The organism is Ramlibacter alkalitolerans (assembly GCF_016722765.1).
In the GTDB taxonomy this organism is placed as follows: domain Bacteria; phylum Pseudomonadota; class Gammaproteobacteria; order Burkholderiales; family Burkholderiaceae_C; genus Ramlibacter; species Ramlibacter alkalitolerans.
The window spans coordinates 85,119-99,152 of the sequence record NZ_JAEQND010000004.1 but is presented as its reverse complement, the minus strand read 5'-3'; the positions used below and the strand labels follow the sequence as shown (position 1 = coordinate 99,152).

Annotated in this window: 16 protein-coding genes; 11 read left to right on the top strand and 5 right to left on the bottom strand. The window is 70.1% G+C overall.

Annotation, left to right across the window (positions count from 1 at the left end):
• Positions 1–12: 12 nt before the first annotated feature.
• Positions 13–987, top strand: a complete 975-nt coding sequence (locus JI746_RS07920; RefSeq protein ID WP_236599669.1) for a DmsE family decaheme c-type cytochrome — start codon at positions 13–15, stop codon at positions 985–987.
• Between the two features lie 16 nt (positions 988–1,003).
• Positions 1,004–3,199 (top strand): MtrB/PioB family decaheme-associated outer membrane protein, encoded by a 2,196-nt coding sequence (locus JI746_RS07915; protein ID WP_201688280.1) that lies wholly within the window; start codon positions 1,004–1,006, stop codon positions 3,197–3,199.
• Positions 3,200–3,216: 17 nt separating this feature from the next.
• Here the strand turns inward: JI746_RS07915 and JI746_RS07910 are convergent, their stop codons facing one another.
• A complete protein-coding gene (locus tag JI746_RS07910; RefSeq protein WP_201688279.1) occupies positions 3,217–3,681 on the bottom strand; it encodes a hypothetical protein in 465 nt (154 codons plus the stop codon).
• A 60-nt stretch (positions 3,682–3,741) separates the two neighbouring features.
• On the opposite strand from JI746_RS07910, the gene JI746_RS07905 reads away from it, so the two are divergent.
• Complete coding sequence (locus tag JI746_RS07905) at positions 3,742–3,957, top strand: hypothetical protein (protein WP_201688278.1); 216 nt, start codon at positions 3,742–3,744, stop codon at positions 3,955–3,957.
• Here the strand turns inward: JI746_RS07905 and JI746_RS07900 are convergent.
• Positions 3,954–4,208 carry a hypothetical protein gene (locus JI746_RS07900; RefSeq protein ID WP_201688277.1) on the bottom strand — a complete coding sequence of 85 codons (255 nt, stop codon included), beginning with the start codon at positions 4,206–4,208 and terminating at the stop codon, positions 3,954–3,956. The genes JI746_RS07905 and JI746_RS07900 overlap by 4 nt on opposite strands.
• Positions 4,209–4,280: 72 nt before the next feature.
• On the opposite strand from JI746_RS07900, the gene xth reads away from it, so the two are divergent.
• Entirely contained in the window at positions 4,281–5,090 is an 810-nt protein-coding gene (gene xth / locus JI746_RS07895; protein ID WP_201688276.1) for an exodeoxyribonuclease III, read from the top strand.
• 89 nt (positions 5,091–5,179) lie between these two features.
• Entirely contained in the window at positions 5,180–5,815 is a 636-nt protein-coding gene (locus JI746_RS07890) for a hypothetical protein (protein WP_201688275.1), read from the top strand.
• A 17-nt stretch (positions 5,816–5,832) separates the two neighbouring features.
• On the opposite strand, the gene JI746_RS07885 is transcribed toward JI746_RS07890, so the two are convergent.
• Positions 5,833–6,387, bottom strand: coding sequence for a DUF924 family protein (locus JI746_RS07885; RefSeq protein ID WP_201688274.1), 555 nt, complete (start codon positions 6,385–6,387; stop codon positions 5,833–5,835).
• A gap of 68 nt (positions 6,388–6,455) precedes the next feature.
• Positions 6,456–6,686, bottom strand: coding sequence for a hypothetical protein (locus JI746_RS07880; RefSeq protein ID WP_201688273.1), 231 nt, complete (start codon positions 6,684–6,686; stop codon positions 6,456–6,458).
• A 204-nt stretch (positions 6,687–6,890) separates the two neighbouring features.
• Here JI746_RS07880 and JI746_RS07875 point away from each other — a divergent pair, with 204 nt between their 5' ends.
• The 5 genes from JI746_RS07875 to JI746_RS07855 all read left to right on the top strand — a co-directional run bounded on the left by JI746_RS07875 (position 6,891) and on the right by JI746_RS07855 (position 11,843).
• On the top strand, positions 6,891–7,181 hold the full coding sequence (locus JI746_RS07875; RefSeq protein WP_201688272.1) for a hypothetical protein: 291 nt from the start codon (positions 6,891–6,893) through the stop codon (positions 7,179–7,181).
• 183 nt (positions 7,182–7,364) lie between these two features.
• Positions 7,365–7,733 carry a CHRD domain-containing protein gene (locus JI746_RS07870; protein ID WP_236599668.1) on the top strand — a complete coding sequence of 123 codons (369 nt, stop codon included), beginning with the start codon at positions 7,365–7,367 and terminating at the stop codon, positions 7,731–7,733.
• A 6-nt stretch (positions 7,734–7,739) separates the two neighbouring features.
• Entirely contained in the window at positions 7,740–9,323 is a 1,584-nt protein-coding gene (locus JI746_RS07865; protein WP_201688270.1) for an FAD-dependent monooxygenase, read from the top strand.
• Positions 9,320–9,514 (top strand): hypothetical protein, encoded by a 195-nt coding sequence (locus JI746_RS07860; RefSeq protein WP_201688269.1) that lies wholly within the window; start codon positions 9,320–9,322, stop codon positions 9,512–9,514. Before JI746_RS07865 ends, JI746_RS07860 begins: the two co-directional genes overlap by 4 nt.
• A gap of 73 nt (positions 9,515–9,587) precedes the next feature.
• Entirely contained in the window at positions 9,588–11,843 is a 2,256-nt protein-coding gene (locus tag JI746_RS07855; protein ID WP_201688268.1) for a YgiQ family radical SAM protein, read from the top strand.
• Positions 11,844–11,974: 131 nt separating this feature from the next.
• On the opposite strand, the gene JI746_RS07850 is transcribed toward JI746_RS07855, so the two are convergent.
• On the bottom strand, positions 11,975–12,868 hold the full coding sequence (locus tag JI746_RS07850) for a CoA transferase (protein ID WP_201688267.1): 894 nt from the start codon (positions 12,866–12,868) through the stop codon (positions 11,975–11,977).
• Between the two features lie 131 nt (positions 12,869–12,999).
• Here JI746_RS07850 and JI746_RS07845 point away from each other — a divergent pair, with 131 nt between their 5' ends.
• The gene (locus JI746_RS07845; RefSeq protein ID WP_201688266.1) at positions 13,000–13,974 is read left to right on the top strand and encodes a tripartite tricarboxylate transporter substrate-binding protein; all 975 of its coding nucleotides are present in this window, start codon (positions 13,000–13,002) and stop codon (positions 13,972–13,974) included.
• Positions 13,975–14,034 lie beyond the last annotated feature (60 nt).

The following is a 14,034-nucleotide window of genomic DNA, read 5'->3' as shown; positions in this document are numbered from 1 at the left end:
CCGAGAAGAACGATGATGCGATTGCGCACGGTACTGGCAGCCCTGCTGCTTTGCGTGGGAGGGTGGGCCGCCCCGGCCGCCCTCGCCGGGGTGGACGCGGAGGCGTCCAAGGCCTGCGTCGAATGCCACGACGCCGAGGACCTCTCGGACTCCAGCCGCCACGCGCACTCGCATCCCACGGATGCCCGCACGCCCGGTTGCACGACCTGCCACGGCCCCAGCCCGGGCCACGTGAAGAAGCCGGCCGGCGCCCCGAAGCAGCTGCCGCCGGACATCACCTACGGCAAGAAGACCGCCTCGCCGGTCGCCGTGCGCAATGCCGTCTGCACCAGCTGCCACAGCAAGGAAACCAAGCGCATGCTGTGGGCCGGCAGCCAGCACGAGGCAGCGGACATCGCCTGCAACAACTGCCACCAGAACCACACCAACACCGACAAGGCGCTGGCCCGCGCCACCGAGACCGAGCTCTGCTACGGCTGCCACAAGGAGCAGCGCACGCAGCTCGCGCGGCCCTCGCACCACCCGATCCCGGAAGGCAAGATGGCCTGCCGCGACTGCCACAACGTCCACGGCTCCGCCGGCCCCAAGCTGGCGAAGAAGGACAGCACCAACGACACCTGCTACAGCTGCCACGCCGAGAAGCGCGGCCCCTTCGTGCATCCGCACGAGCCGGCCACGCAGGATTGCGCCAGTTGCCACAACCCGCACGGCAGCACGGTGCAGGCGATGCTCAAGGCGCGCCCGCCGATGCTGTGCATGCAATGCCACACGCCGCACGTCACCGGCGGCGTCGGCGCGGTCGGTGGCCAGCCCGGCGTCTTCACCGCCCCGCGTGTCGGCGTGCCGCCCGCGGTCGGCCCGAACACCGGCGGCCGCAACGTCGTGAACACGTGGCAGGGCCGCGCCTGCAGCAACTGCCACACCCAGGTCCACGGCTCGAACAACCCCGCGACGACCAATCCGACGCCGCAATTCCTGTTCCGCTGAGCGAAGAAAGAACAAGATGCTTTCCCTCTGCCGACCCGCCGGACGCTGCCGTCCCACCCTCCTGGCGCTGGCCCTGCTCGCCGCCTTCGCGCCGGCCTGGAGCCACGCCGACACCGTCACGGAAACTTCCGTCAGCGCCGGCCTCGGCGCCGTCGACGGCAACCGCCTCGATCGCGCGCAGTTCGACCAGTACAGCGGCCTGCGTCCCAGCCAGCATGTCTTCGGCCTGTTCGGCCTGGACTACTACCGCCGCAACGACGACACGGGCGTCGCGGTCCGCTTCGGCGCCAGCGACCTGCTGACTGACAACCGCGAGCTCGGCCTGCACTGGGCGCGCCAGGGCGACTGGGTCTTCTCCGCCGACTACAAGGAGCTGGTGCGGCGCGAAACCGTGATCTTCAACAGCGGGATCACCGGGGTCGGCAGCGCCGCGCCCGTGCTCCTGCCGGTCACGCCGGGCACGGGCTCCGATCTGGACCTGCGCACGCGGCGCGAAGGCGTCGGCCTCGGCTTCAGGAAGGTGATCTCGCCGTCGCTGCAGTTCGAGCTGAGCGGACGCACCGAGCACAAGACCGGTTCGCGCCTGTTCGGCGTCGGCTTCGCCTGTCCCTCCGCGCTGGCGATCACCTGCACCGGCACCAACGGCATCCAGACCGGGTCCGGCGTGCTGTTCGTGCCCGAGCCGATCGACTCCGACCACAACCAGGTGGATGCGCGCCTGTCGTTTGCGGCCGAGAAACTGCGACTGAGCTTCGGCTACTACGGCTCGTTCTACCAGAACAGCCTGGGCAGCCTCCATCCGCAGATCCCGGGCAGCCTGTTCAATCCCACCGGCACGCTGCTGCCCGTGAGCAGCGGCCTGGCGGGCATCCTGGGCAACCCGGTGGCGCTGCCGCCGGACAACCAGGCCCACCAGCTGGATATCACCGGCGCCTACCTGTACAACGCGCGGTCCACGGTCAACTTCAAGCTGTCCCGCACGCGGGCCACGCAGAACGCCAACTTCCTGGCCGAGGGCCTGTCCGGCGCTCCCGCGGGCGTGAGCGACCTCGGCGGCCGCGTCGACACGACGCTTGCCCAGGTGGGATTCAGCACCCGCCCGCTGGCCAAGCTCTCGGTGCAGGGCACCCTGCGCTACGAGGATCGCGACGACAAGACGCCGCTGGCCCTGTACAACGTCGAAGGCACCAGCTTCTACACCAACCGGCAACTGCCGTACCGCACGACCAAGGCCAAGCTGCAGGCGAACTACCAGTTCACGTCCGCCTGGCGCGGCACCCTCGGCTTCGGCCGCGAACTGATCGACCGCGGCGTGTTCACGCCGACCAGCGCCACCGCGGGCGTGACGGCGGAGCGGCAGAAGACGGCGGAGACGACCTACCGCGCCGAACTGCGCCGCCAGATGACGGAGGCCTTCAGCGGCGCCGTGGCCCTGGAGCACAGCGAGCGCAGCGGTTCCAACTGGCTGCGTGACAACAGCGGCCTGGGCGTGACCGAGGTGCCCGACCCGAACGCGCCCGGCATCGGCTTCGACCGCGGGATCTTCATGCCCACGCTGGCCGACCGCCGCCGCGACAAGGTGCGCCTGCTGGCCGACTGGCAGCCGCTGGACAAGCTCTCGGTGCAGGGCGCGCTCGACGTCGGCATCGACCGCTACCAGGCGCCCGGCGTGTACGGTGTGCGCGACACGAGCATGCGGCAGGCGACGGTGGACTTCAACTACGCGATCACGGATGCGTGGAACGTCAACGGCTTCGTGGCGCACGGCAACCAGACGATCGACCAGGGCCGGCCCGACCAGGCCTTCCTGGCGTTCCGCAACGGCGAGACCAACGTGGGGCTGGGCCTGACCGGCAAGGCCACCAGCAAGCTGGAACTGGGCGCCAACCTGTCGTACCTGCAGGACCGCGCGACCTTCGTGCAGGCGCTGGACACCACCGCCTCGGCGGCGGACGCCGCACTGCTCGCGGCCAGCGGCGGCCTGCCTCCGATCACCTTCCGCCAGCACGTGCTGCGGCTGTCCGGCAAGTACACGGTGGACAAGAAGTCCTCCGTGCGCGCCGAATTCGCCCACTACCGCACGCGCTGGGACGACTGGGCCTGGAACTTCAACGGCACGCCCTTCGTGTTCGCCGACGGCACCGTCGGCACGCGCAAGCTGGTGCAGCACGTGAACGTGCTGCGGGTGGTCTACACCTACAGCTGGAAGTAGGGCAGGGGCGCTCGCGCCTACGGGCAGTACAGCAGGCCACCCTGCTGCGTGCACAGCCCGCGCGGGCCGATCTGGCCCGGCGGCAGCTGCTGCAGGTGCGTGCCGTCGTTGGTCCAGCAGCCGCCCGCGTCGCACAGGGCCGGGGCCGGCGGGCGCTGGATCGCCACCGGTGGCGGCGCCGGTAGCGGCACGGGCACCTGCAAGGGCGCGACCTGAACCGGCACGTCGATCTGCGGCGGCGGCACTGCGATGGGCGCCTGCAGCACGCGGCCCGGCCGCCGGGGCGGCGTGCCGCTGCCCAGGCAGGTGTTCGCGGCCGCCGAGCGCAGCGCTTCCACGGTTGCCGTCTGCGCCCCTTGCTGGCGCGCCGCCTGCAACTGCGACAGCGCGGCGCCGCAGGCGGGGGACTTCAGCGGGTCCTCCTGCGCCGCGCCGGGCAGGGCGGCGAACAGCAGGGGAAGCAGCACGAGGGCGATCTTCATGGGGCGCTTCGCGGACTTGTCCGACAGGGGGTGCGGCCGGGCGTCGGCACATTGTGGCGCATGAAGTCCCGTGACACCCGTTCCAGCCGCGCCAAGCGCGGGGAGCGCCCCACGTCCTCGGTGCCGGCCCGGCCGGACCACGGCGAGAACTCCGCGAGCAGCATCGTCGAGGCGCCCTTGTCGCCGCGGCGCGACCGGCTGGATCCGCACGACTTCGCCGACGGCGGCGGCAGCGGCGGCGCCGAGGCTTTCAGCCGCCGCCGCACCAAGCCCTAGCGTTTGCCGGACGACTTGCTCCCCTCGTTGCCCATCCCGGGCGCGTCCTTGTCCTTCAGGTAGCCGGCCTGGTTCTCGCCCTTGCCGGCACGGCCTTCGTTCTCCAGCTCGCGCGCCAGCGGCGCCTCCTTGTCGCTGCCGAAGGCTCCTTCGGCGTCGGGCTGGCCGCGCGGGCGCTCCCGCGCTGCCTCTTCGAGTTCCGGCGGGTGGACGTCTCCGCTGGCCTTGGCGTTGTCCTTGGCATCGGGCATGTTCGTTCTCCTTGCTGTGTCGCAACCAATCTAAGCCCGGCGTGGCCGCCGTTCTGTAGGATCGGGCCGCCCATGAAAATCGCCACCTTCAACGTCAACGGCGTCAAGACGCGGCTCGCGCACCTGCTGCGCTGGCTCGAGAAGGAGCAGCCCGACGTCGCCTGCCTGCAGGAACTCAAGGCGCTGGACGAGGGCTTCCCGGCCGACGCCATCCGCGCCGCCGGCTACGGCGCCCTCTGGAAGGGCCAGCGCTCCTGGAACGGCGTGGCCATCCTGGCGCGCGGGCAGGAGCCGGTGGAGATCCGGCGCGCGCTGCCCGGCGACGAGGCGGACGAGCAGAGCCGCTACCTCGAAGCCGCCGTCGATGGCCTCGTCGTCGGCTGCCTGTACCTGCCGAACGGCAACCCGCAGCCCGGGCCGAAGTTCGAATACAAGCTGGCCTGGTTCGAGCGCCTGATCGCCCATGCGGCCACGCTGGTGGACTCCGAGCACCCGGTGCTGTTGTGCGGCGACTACAACGTGGTGCCCACCGATGCGGACATCTACAACCCGCGTTCCTGGCGCAAGGACGCCCTGCTGCAGCCCGAAAGCCGCGCCTGCTGGGAACGCCTGCTGGCGCAGGGCTGGACGGACGCGATCCGCCAGCTGCATCCCGACGCGCCGGTCTACACCTTCTGGGACTACTTCCGCCAGCACTGGCAGCGCAACGCCGGCCTGCGCATCGACCACCTCCTGTTGAACCGCAAGCTCGCGCCCGGGCTGCGCGCGGCCGGCGTCGACACCTGGGTGCGCGGCGAGGAAAAGGCCAGCGACCACGCGCCGACCTGGGTGGAGGTGGACCTCCGCGCGCCTGCAGCCCGCAAGCGCCCCAGGAAATCCTAGGGAAATTTCCTAACTGCCCAGCTGTTTTGCCCTACTGCCGGGGTTTCGTGCCGTGGTTTCATCCCGTTACGAGGTGAAGGGAGAGACACATGGGAGACAGGATCAACGGGGAAGATGCCCTGCTGCTGGAAGCCTTGTCGGACAAGGTCCTGCACCAGTTGCCGCCGGCCGTGTGGAAGGAACTGTTCCTGGGCGAGGGGCGTGACTGCATCCACTTCGAGCAGCGCGAACTGACGCTGGTCCACGCGGACGCCGCGGTGCCGGCAGGCCAGCCCGGCAGCGTGACCGAGCGCTTCTACCAGGAGCTGCAGCGCATCAATGCGCGCCATGGCGGCCGGCTCGATCCGTACGTGAATGCCACGGCGCTGATCGCCTTCGAGGACCCGGCCGTGGCCGTTCGCATGGCCATGGAACTGCAGCAGGCCGCTGCCGGCGTGGCCTTGCGCGTCGGCGTGGTGAGCGGCCAGTGCACCGTGGCCTTCTTCCGCGCCCAGGGGCGCCTGTGGTGCACGCCGCTGGGCCGCCACCCGGCGCGGGCGGCCGAAGTCGCCGCGAGCGCGCTGGTCGGCGGCATTGTCATCTCACCCGAGAGCTGCGCGCCCGGCGAGATCCGGATCCGGCATCGCGACTTCGAAGCCACCCGGCCCGATTTCCTCGACTCCGAACACGACCTGGCGTCGCTCGCCCTCGACGCGGAATACGACGGCATCGATATCCGCTGCTAGACCGCCCAGGCGGCCGGCTACCCGCCGAAGCCGCCTTCCGCCAGGAAGCGCTCCTCGTCCGGCGTGCTGGGCCGGCCCAGCACGGCATTGCGGTGCGGGAAACGCCCGAAGCGCGCCACGATGTCGCGGTGGTGCCGCGCGAAGCGCAGGGATTCGCCGCCGACCGGCTCGTTCAGGTGCACGCAGCGCTCCAGATCCTCGGGTTGCTCCGAGTGCATGAACGGCAGGTAGAAGAACGGGCGCAGATCCTCCGGCACCATGCGATCGAAGCCGGCGCGGATGGCCAGGTCCGCCGCCGCGCGCGCCTTCGCATCGGTCGCGTACATGCGCGGCGTGCCACGAAAGGCATTGCGCGGGAACTGGTCCAGCAGCAGCACCAGCGCGAGCGCGCCCTCCGCGCTGGCAAGCCAGTGGTCCAGCGCGCCTGAGGCGGCGGCCTCGTGGCTGGCGAGGAAACGGGCGCGGAACTGCGCGTCGAAACCGGCGTCGCGCTTGAACCAGCGGCCGGGGCCGGCTTCCTGCCAGAACCGGAGCACTTCCTGCGGTGGATCGGCGGGTTCGGTTTCACTCATGGCGCATGCAATCGTGGGTCAGGCAAAGAAAAGCGGGGCCTTGCCCCGCCGCGTGGATGCGTGCGCGTTCAGCGCTGGCGCTGCTGGTCCTGCCGCTGCTGGTCCTGGCCGCTTTGCTGGCGCTGCTGATCCTGCTGGCGCTGCTGCTCCTGCGAACCCTGGCGCTGTTGCTGGTCCTGCTGCCGTTGCTGGCCGCCTTGCTGGCTGCCGCCCTGCTGGCTGCCGCCCTGGCCCTGGCCCGGGTTCTGCTGGCTTTGCTGGTTCTGGTCCTGGCGATTCTGTTCTTGCCCCTGTGCCATGTAAATTCTCCTGGGTGCGGAGCGCCGGTACGGCGACCCCTGACACCAATGTAGGAACGGTTTGGCGCCGTGCACGTCGGACGCGGGCCCGCCGCATGTAGGCCCGCTCCTGCGAAGGGTTGCCCGGTGCGGCCATCCGCTTCCTACACCGCGGCGCTCGCGCCGCTTGCACACCCGGCACGGCACGGCTCCCACAATCGTTGCATGAGCACAGACACGAGCATCGGCCCCGGCACGAACCAGGGCGGCAACGAGGACCACGGCAACGCCGATGGTTGCGGCAACAAGACGCTGGGCGACAAGGCGACGCAGCAGCCTCCGGCGGGCGCCGAAGTCGTCGGCGAGGCAGGAGCGCAGGTGCCGGCAGGCGTGCCCGGCGCGCGGGCACGTCCCGGCGTGAAAAGGGGGCCGGAGTCCTATCCGGACGGTCCCAATGTGGAGGCGAGCCCTTGGGAGCTCGACGCCGCACGCGGCAAGCTGCCCGGGAAATCCTGAGCGCCTTTTTGCCTCTCACGCGGCGGTGTCCTACACGACCGAGGGCGCCGCGCTGACCATCATGCACTTCCCCAAAACACAACGAAAGGAAACATGATGAGCACGCGTTCTGGTTTTCTGCGTACGGCGGCTGCGGCCACGCTCGTGACGCTCGGACTCGCCGGTTGCGGAATGATGAATTCCATGTCCTCCAGCTCGGAGACCTTCACGGCCAGCCTGTCCGGTGCCCAGGAGTCTCCCGCCGTCAGCACGGGGGGCAACGGCAGCGCGGATGTCACGTACGACCGCGGCAGCAGCACCCTCAGCTACCGCGTCGCGTACAGCGGCCTGAGCGGGCCGGCCACCGCGGCGCACATCCACGGGCCGGCAGGGCCGGGGCAGAACGCCGGCGTCGTCGTTCCGTTCACCAACGTGGGCAGCTCGCCGATCACCGGCCAGGTCAAGCTCACCCCGGAGCAGTTCAACCAGCTCTCCTCGGGCCAGTGGTACGTCAACGTGCACACGGCGGCGCATCCCGCCGGCGAGATCCGGGGCCAGCTGCGCAAGCGCTGATCCGCAGTGCCGCCGCTGCCGGCTGAAGTCCCGGTCCTGATCGCCGGTGGCGGGCCGGTCGGCCTCACCCTGGCGGCGCTGCTGGCACGCCACGGCGTGGCCAGCCTGGTGGCCGAGGCGGACGCGGGCTATTGCAGCGGCAGCCGCGCGATCTGCGTCTCGCGGCGCTCGCAGGAGATCCTGCACGCTGCCGGCGCGGGCCCCGCGCTGGCGGCCAAGGCGCTGCCGTGGACCGGCGGCCGCAGCTACTGGCGCGATCGCGAAGTGCTGCACTTCCAGATGCCCAGCGAGCCGCTGCAGCGCTTCGCCCCCATGGTCAACATCCAGCAGTACCACGTGGAGGCCTTCCTCCACGCGGCGCTGCAGCGCGTGCCGCAGGTCGCGCCCGTGGCGTGGTCCACGCGCGTGCTGCAGGTGCAGCCGGGCGACGCGGGGGTGCTGGTGGAGTTGGAGGGCCCCGAAGGGCGGCAGCGCCTGCGTTGCGGGTACCTCGTGGCCTGCGACGGTGGCCGCAGCACCGTGCGCGAGCAGCTCGGGCTGCAGCTGGAGGGCACGCAGTACGAAGGCCGCTACGTGATCGTCGACATCGTGCAGAAGACGCGCCGGCCGGTGGAGCGCCTGGCCTGGTTCGATCCGCCCTCCAATCCGGGCTCCACCCTGCTGATGCACCGCCAGCCGGACGACGTCTGGCGCATCGACTACCAGTTGCGCGACGACGAGGATGCCGTCGAAGCGCTCGAGCCCGAAAACATCCTGCCGCGCGTGGAAAGCCACCTGCGCATGATCGGCGAGACCGCGCCGTGGCAGCTGCTCTGGGCCTCCATGTACAACGCCAAGTGCCTCACGCTGCCCTCGTACCGGCACGGCCGCGTGCTGTTCGCGGGCGACGCCGCGCACCTGGTGCCGATCTTCGGCGTGCGCGGACTCAACTCCGGCCTGGACGACGCGGCCAACCTGGCGTGGAAGCTCGCGCTGGTGCTGGAGGGCGGTGCGGCGCCGGAGCTGCTCGATAGCTATTCGAGCGAGCGCGTGCAGGCCGCCCGCGAGAACATCGCCTACGGCGCCAAGAGCACGGAATTCATGGCGCCGCCCGATTTCGCCTTCCGCCTGATGCGCGAAGCGACGCTGCGGCTGGCGCTGGACCAGCCCGCCGTGCGTTCGCTGATCAACCCGCGCCAGAGCGCGCCCATCGCGTACACGGGCTCGCCGCTGAACGGACCGGAAGAGGGCGCCTGGACCAGTGCGCAGGCGGCGCCCGGCCAGCCGGCCCCGGAGGCCCTGCTGGGTGGCGCGCACGGCGACTTCCATCTCTCCCAGTGCTTCGGCACCGACTTCAGCTGCCTCGTGTTCGGCGGCGGCTCGCTGCCGCGCGCCGTGGCCGATCTCGCCCAGCACGGCATCGGCGTGCTGGACATCGCGCCGGAGGCCGACGTGCATGGGCAGGCGCGGCTGCGCTACGGATTGCCGGGCGGCCTGAATGCCACCGCGCTGGTGCTGGTGCGTCCCGACGGCTACGTGATGGGCCGCTGGCGCGGCCTCGACCCGGCGCCGGTGCTCGCCTGCCTGCAGGCGAAAGGATTGCAACCATGACCGACGTGGACCTGGACCGCAGCTACACGGCCTTGTGCGAAGCGCTGGGCGAGGTCGGCGCGCAGCGCAGCGAGTTGCTGCTGGCCATGGTGGCGCTGGCACTGATGGCCCGCAGCGAGCGCGCCGATGAGGTCCTGGCGCTCGTGGCACAGGCGCGCGCGCGCCTGCTGGAAGAGGGGCGGCCCGGCTGAGCCAGGCAATACCCATTCATTCTCCTTGCCGGCCCGCGCGACCTACAATTGCGGGCTTCCCCCGAAGCCCTGAATGAACGCCCCCGTCGACGTTTCCCTGTTCGCGCGCGCCGCCAAGCCGATCACCAGCTACCGCAAGTACTGGGCGCATCGCTTCGGCCCCGCGCCCTTCCTGCCCATGAGCCGGAAGGAGATGGACGCGCTCGGCTGGGACAGCTGCGACATCATCCTCGTCACCGGCGACGCCTATGTCGACCACCCGAGCTTCGGCATGGCCGTCGTCGGCCGCGTGCTCGAGGCGCAGGGCTTCCGCGTGGGCCTGATCTCGCAGCCGGACTGGCAGAGCGCCGAACCGTTCAAGGCGCTCGGCAAGCCCAACCTGTTCTGGGGCGTGACGGCCGGGAACATGGACTCGATGATCAACCGCTACACGGCGGACCGGAAAGTGCGCAGCGACGACGCGTACACGCCGGACGACATCGGCGGCAAGCGGCCGGACCGCGCTGCGATCGTGTACAGCCAGCGCTGCCGCGAGGCGTACAAGGACGTGCCCATCATCCTCGGCGGCATCGAGGGCAGCCTGCGCCGCATCGCGCACTACGACTACTGGTCGGAAAAGGTGCGCCACAGCATCGTGCTCGACTCCAAGTGCGACCTGCTGCTGTATGGCAACGCCGAACGCGCGATCGTGGAGATCGCGCACCGCCTCGCCGCGCGCGAGCCGGTGGAGAACATCACCGACGTGCGCGGCACCGCGTTCGTGCGCCGCAGCACACCGGAAGGCTGGTTCGAGATCGACTCCACCAGCGTCGACACGCCCGGCCGCGTCGAGGAGCACGTCAGCCCCTACATGACCATCGCCGACCAGGCGAAGGCGAAGGGCGGTTCGTGCTCCAAGGATGACTCTCTCCCTCTCGCGCTTGCGGGAGAGGGCGGGGGTGAGGGCACTCCGGCGCCGGAACAGGCGCTGCAATTCGTTCCCAATCCCCGGATCAAGCTGAACCGCGACCGCACCGTCATCCGCCTGCCGTCCTTCGAAGCGGTCAAGTCCGATCCGGTCCTCTACGCCCACGCCAACCGCGTGCTGCACCTCGAGACCAACCCCGGCAACGCCCGCGCGCTGGTACAGGCGCACGGCGACCGCGACGTCTGGCTCACGCCGCCGCCGATCCCGCTGACGACCGCGGAGATGGACCACGTGTTCGGCCTGCCGTACGCGCGTGCGCCGCACCCCGTGTACGGCGGCGCGAAGATCCCGGCCTGGGAGATGATCCGCTTCAGCGTGAACATCATGCGCGGCTGCTTCGGCGGCTGCACCTTCTGCTCGATCACCGAGCACGAGGGCCGTATCATCCAGAGCCGCAGCGAGGAGTCGGTGCTGCGCGAGGTGGAGGAGATCCGCGACAAGGTCGAAGGCTTCACCGGCGTGATCTCCGACCTCGGCGGCCCCACGGCCAACATGTACCGCATCGGCTGCCGCACGCCCGAGATCGAGGCCGCCTGCCGCAAGCCGAGCTGCGTCTTTCCGGGCATCTGCCAGAACCTGCGGACCGACCACGGGCCGCTGGTGCAGATCTACCGCAAGGCGCGGGCGCTCAAGGGCATCAAGAAGATCCTGATCGGCTCCGGCGTGCGCTACGACCTCGCCGTGCAGTCGCCCGAGTACGTGAAGGAACTGGTGCAGCACCACGTGGGCGGCTATCTCAAGATCGCGCCCGAGCACACCGAGCAGGGCCCCTTGTCGAAGATGATGAAGCCGGGCATCGGCAACTACGACAAGTTCAAGGCGATGTTCGAGAAGTACTCGGCGGAGGCGGGCAAGGAGCAGTACCTGATCCCGTACTTCATCGCCGCGCACCCGGGCACGAGCGACGAGGACATGATGAATCTGGCGCTGTGGCTCAAGCGCAATGGCTTCCGCGCCGACCAGGTCCAGACCTTCTATCCGAGCCCCATGGCCACCGCGACGGCCATGTACCACTCGGGCCGCAACACGCTGCGCAAGGTGACGCGCAGCAGCGAGACGGTGGACATCGTGCGCGGCGAGCGCCGCCGCCGCCTGCACAAGGCCTTCCTGCGCTACCACGACCCGAACAACTGGCCGCTGCTGCGCGACGCGCTCAAGGCCATGGGCCGCGCAGACCTGATCGGCAACGGCAGGCACCACCTGATCCCGACCTTCCAGCCGGCCACCGACGGCAGCTACGCCAGCCCGCGGCGCAAGAACTCGACGAGCTCTGCGCCCGTGAAAGGCCGCATGCTGACGCAGCACACCGGCCTGCCGCCGCGCGTCACCGGCGCCGCGAAGCCGGCGCGCAAGGCGAAGTAGCAGGCGTCCGGGCCGACGCGCAAGGCGAAGTAGCAGGCGCCCGGGCCGGCGCGCAAGGCGAAGTAGCAGGCGTCCGGGCCGGCGCAGCCAGCGGATGCGTCACCCCCGCGCAGGCGGGGGTCCATGCCTGCTCAGGCGCGCATCGCGTGAATCGGCAGGTCCTGCTCGGTGGCGAGCCGATCCAGCTCCTCGCACGTGCGCGCCGCGAAGAACGCGGCCACCGCTTCATGCGTCCCCGGCGCGAACAGCGCCTTCACGTCGCTCCCGCTCACGCCAGCCGCCTCGCACAGCCGCCGTGCGAAGTGCGGCTCCAGCGCCGCCACCGCTGCCCGCCCGTCCTTGCACGCATAGACCCGATACCCGGCATGCGCACCGCCGACCGATCCGGCGGGCTGCGTGAGCCCCCAGCGGCGCGGCAGCGCCAGCCACGCCGCAGCATCCGACAGCGCCACCTCCAGGTACAGCCCCTCCGGGTGCGGGTCGCCTTCGCCGGCGTAGCGCTCGTGCTTGCGCAGGGCTGCCTGGAGCACCGCCTCGCTCGCCATCAGCGAGCCGCCCATGTCCGCATACAGGGTCGCGGGCAGTTCCAGGCCGGGCACCAGTCCGTTGTCCGCAAGGTAGGTGAGATCGTGCCCCGGCTCCTCGGCCCGGGCACCGGGCGCGCCGACGATCGCGACCTGGCTCAGGGTCGGATGGCGCGTGTGCAGCTCCTTCCACCCCAAACCGAGCTTGGCGATCGCGGAGGGACGGAAGGACGTGAGCAGGATGTCGCTGCGCGCGAGTTCGCGCTGCAGCACCTGCTGTCCCTCGGAAGTCTTCAGGTCGGCCTGCAGCACCTTGACGCCTTCGTGCAGTTGCGCGTAGGCGGCGCGGTCGTAGTGCCCCATGGGATCGCCGCTGGGCGGCTCGAGCTTGGTGCAGCTGGCACCCAGCCGGCGGCATCGCATCAGCGCCGCGGGCCCCGGCAGGTTCAGCGCGAGGCTCAGGATGCGGATGCCGTGCAGCGGTGCGAAGGAGCGGGTCATGACGAAACGTGGGTTGCTTGCCACGCAAGGCTAGCAGAGTGGGGTACATCCCGATGCACTGCCGAGCTGGGCTGGCTACCCTCCCGTCACGCCGGCAGCGGCCGGCCACCGATCAACAGGAGATCCAGACAATGCAGTTGAAGCGCACCCTCATCACGATGATGGGCCTCGCCACCGTCGCCTTCGCCCACGCGCAGTCGAACTGGCCCACGAAGCCGATCACGCTGGTGGTCCCCTTCGCCGCCGGCGGCCCGACGGACGTGGTCGCGCGCACGCTGGGCGCGTCGATGTCCAAGAGCCTCGGCCAGACGGTGGTGATCGAGAACAAGCTGGGCGCCGGCGGCACCGTCGCCGCCAACTACGTGGCCAAGGCCGCGCCCGATGGCTACACCTTCTTCATCCACCACAACGGCATGGCGACCGCGCCGGCGCTGTACCGCAAGCTCGCGTTCGACCCGCTGAAGGACTTCGAATTCGTCAGCCAGGCGGTGGAAGTGCCGATGACGATGCTGGCGCGCAAGGACTTCCCGGCCAGCAACCTGCAGGAGATGGTGGCCTACATCAAGGCCAACCAGGCCAAGATCAACCTGGCCAACGCGGGCCTGGGCGCCGTCTCGCAACTGTGCGGCATGATGTTCCAGCGCGCCATCGGCGTGCAGCTCACGGAAGTGCCGTTCCAGGGCACGGCGCCGGCGATGAATGCGCTGCTCGGTGGCCAGGTCGACGTGCTGTGCGACCAGACCACGCAGACGGTGCCGCAGATCAAGGCCGGCAGCGTCAAGCTCTATGGCGTGACGACCAAGAACCGCGTGAAGGTGCTGCCCAACGCGCCGACGCTGGCGGAGCAGGGCCTCAAGGACTTCGAGGTGGTCGTGTGGCACGGCATCTACGCGCCCAAGGGCACGCCGAAGCCTGTCATCGACCGCATGAACATGGCGGTGCGGACCGCGCTGAAGGACCCGGACGTGATCAAGCGCATGGACGACCTCGGCGCCGAGATCGTGCCGGACGCCACCAACACGCCGGAGGCGCTGCACCACTGGCTGCAGTCCGAGATCGGCAAGTGGGGCCCGGTGATCAAGGCGGGCGGCAAGTTCGCGGATTGACCCTCCTCGTCGGCGCTGCGCGGGAGCGAACAAATTTCATGACGCAGAAGCCGCAGAAGT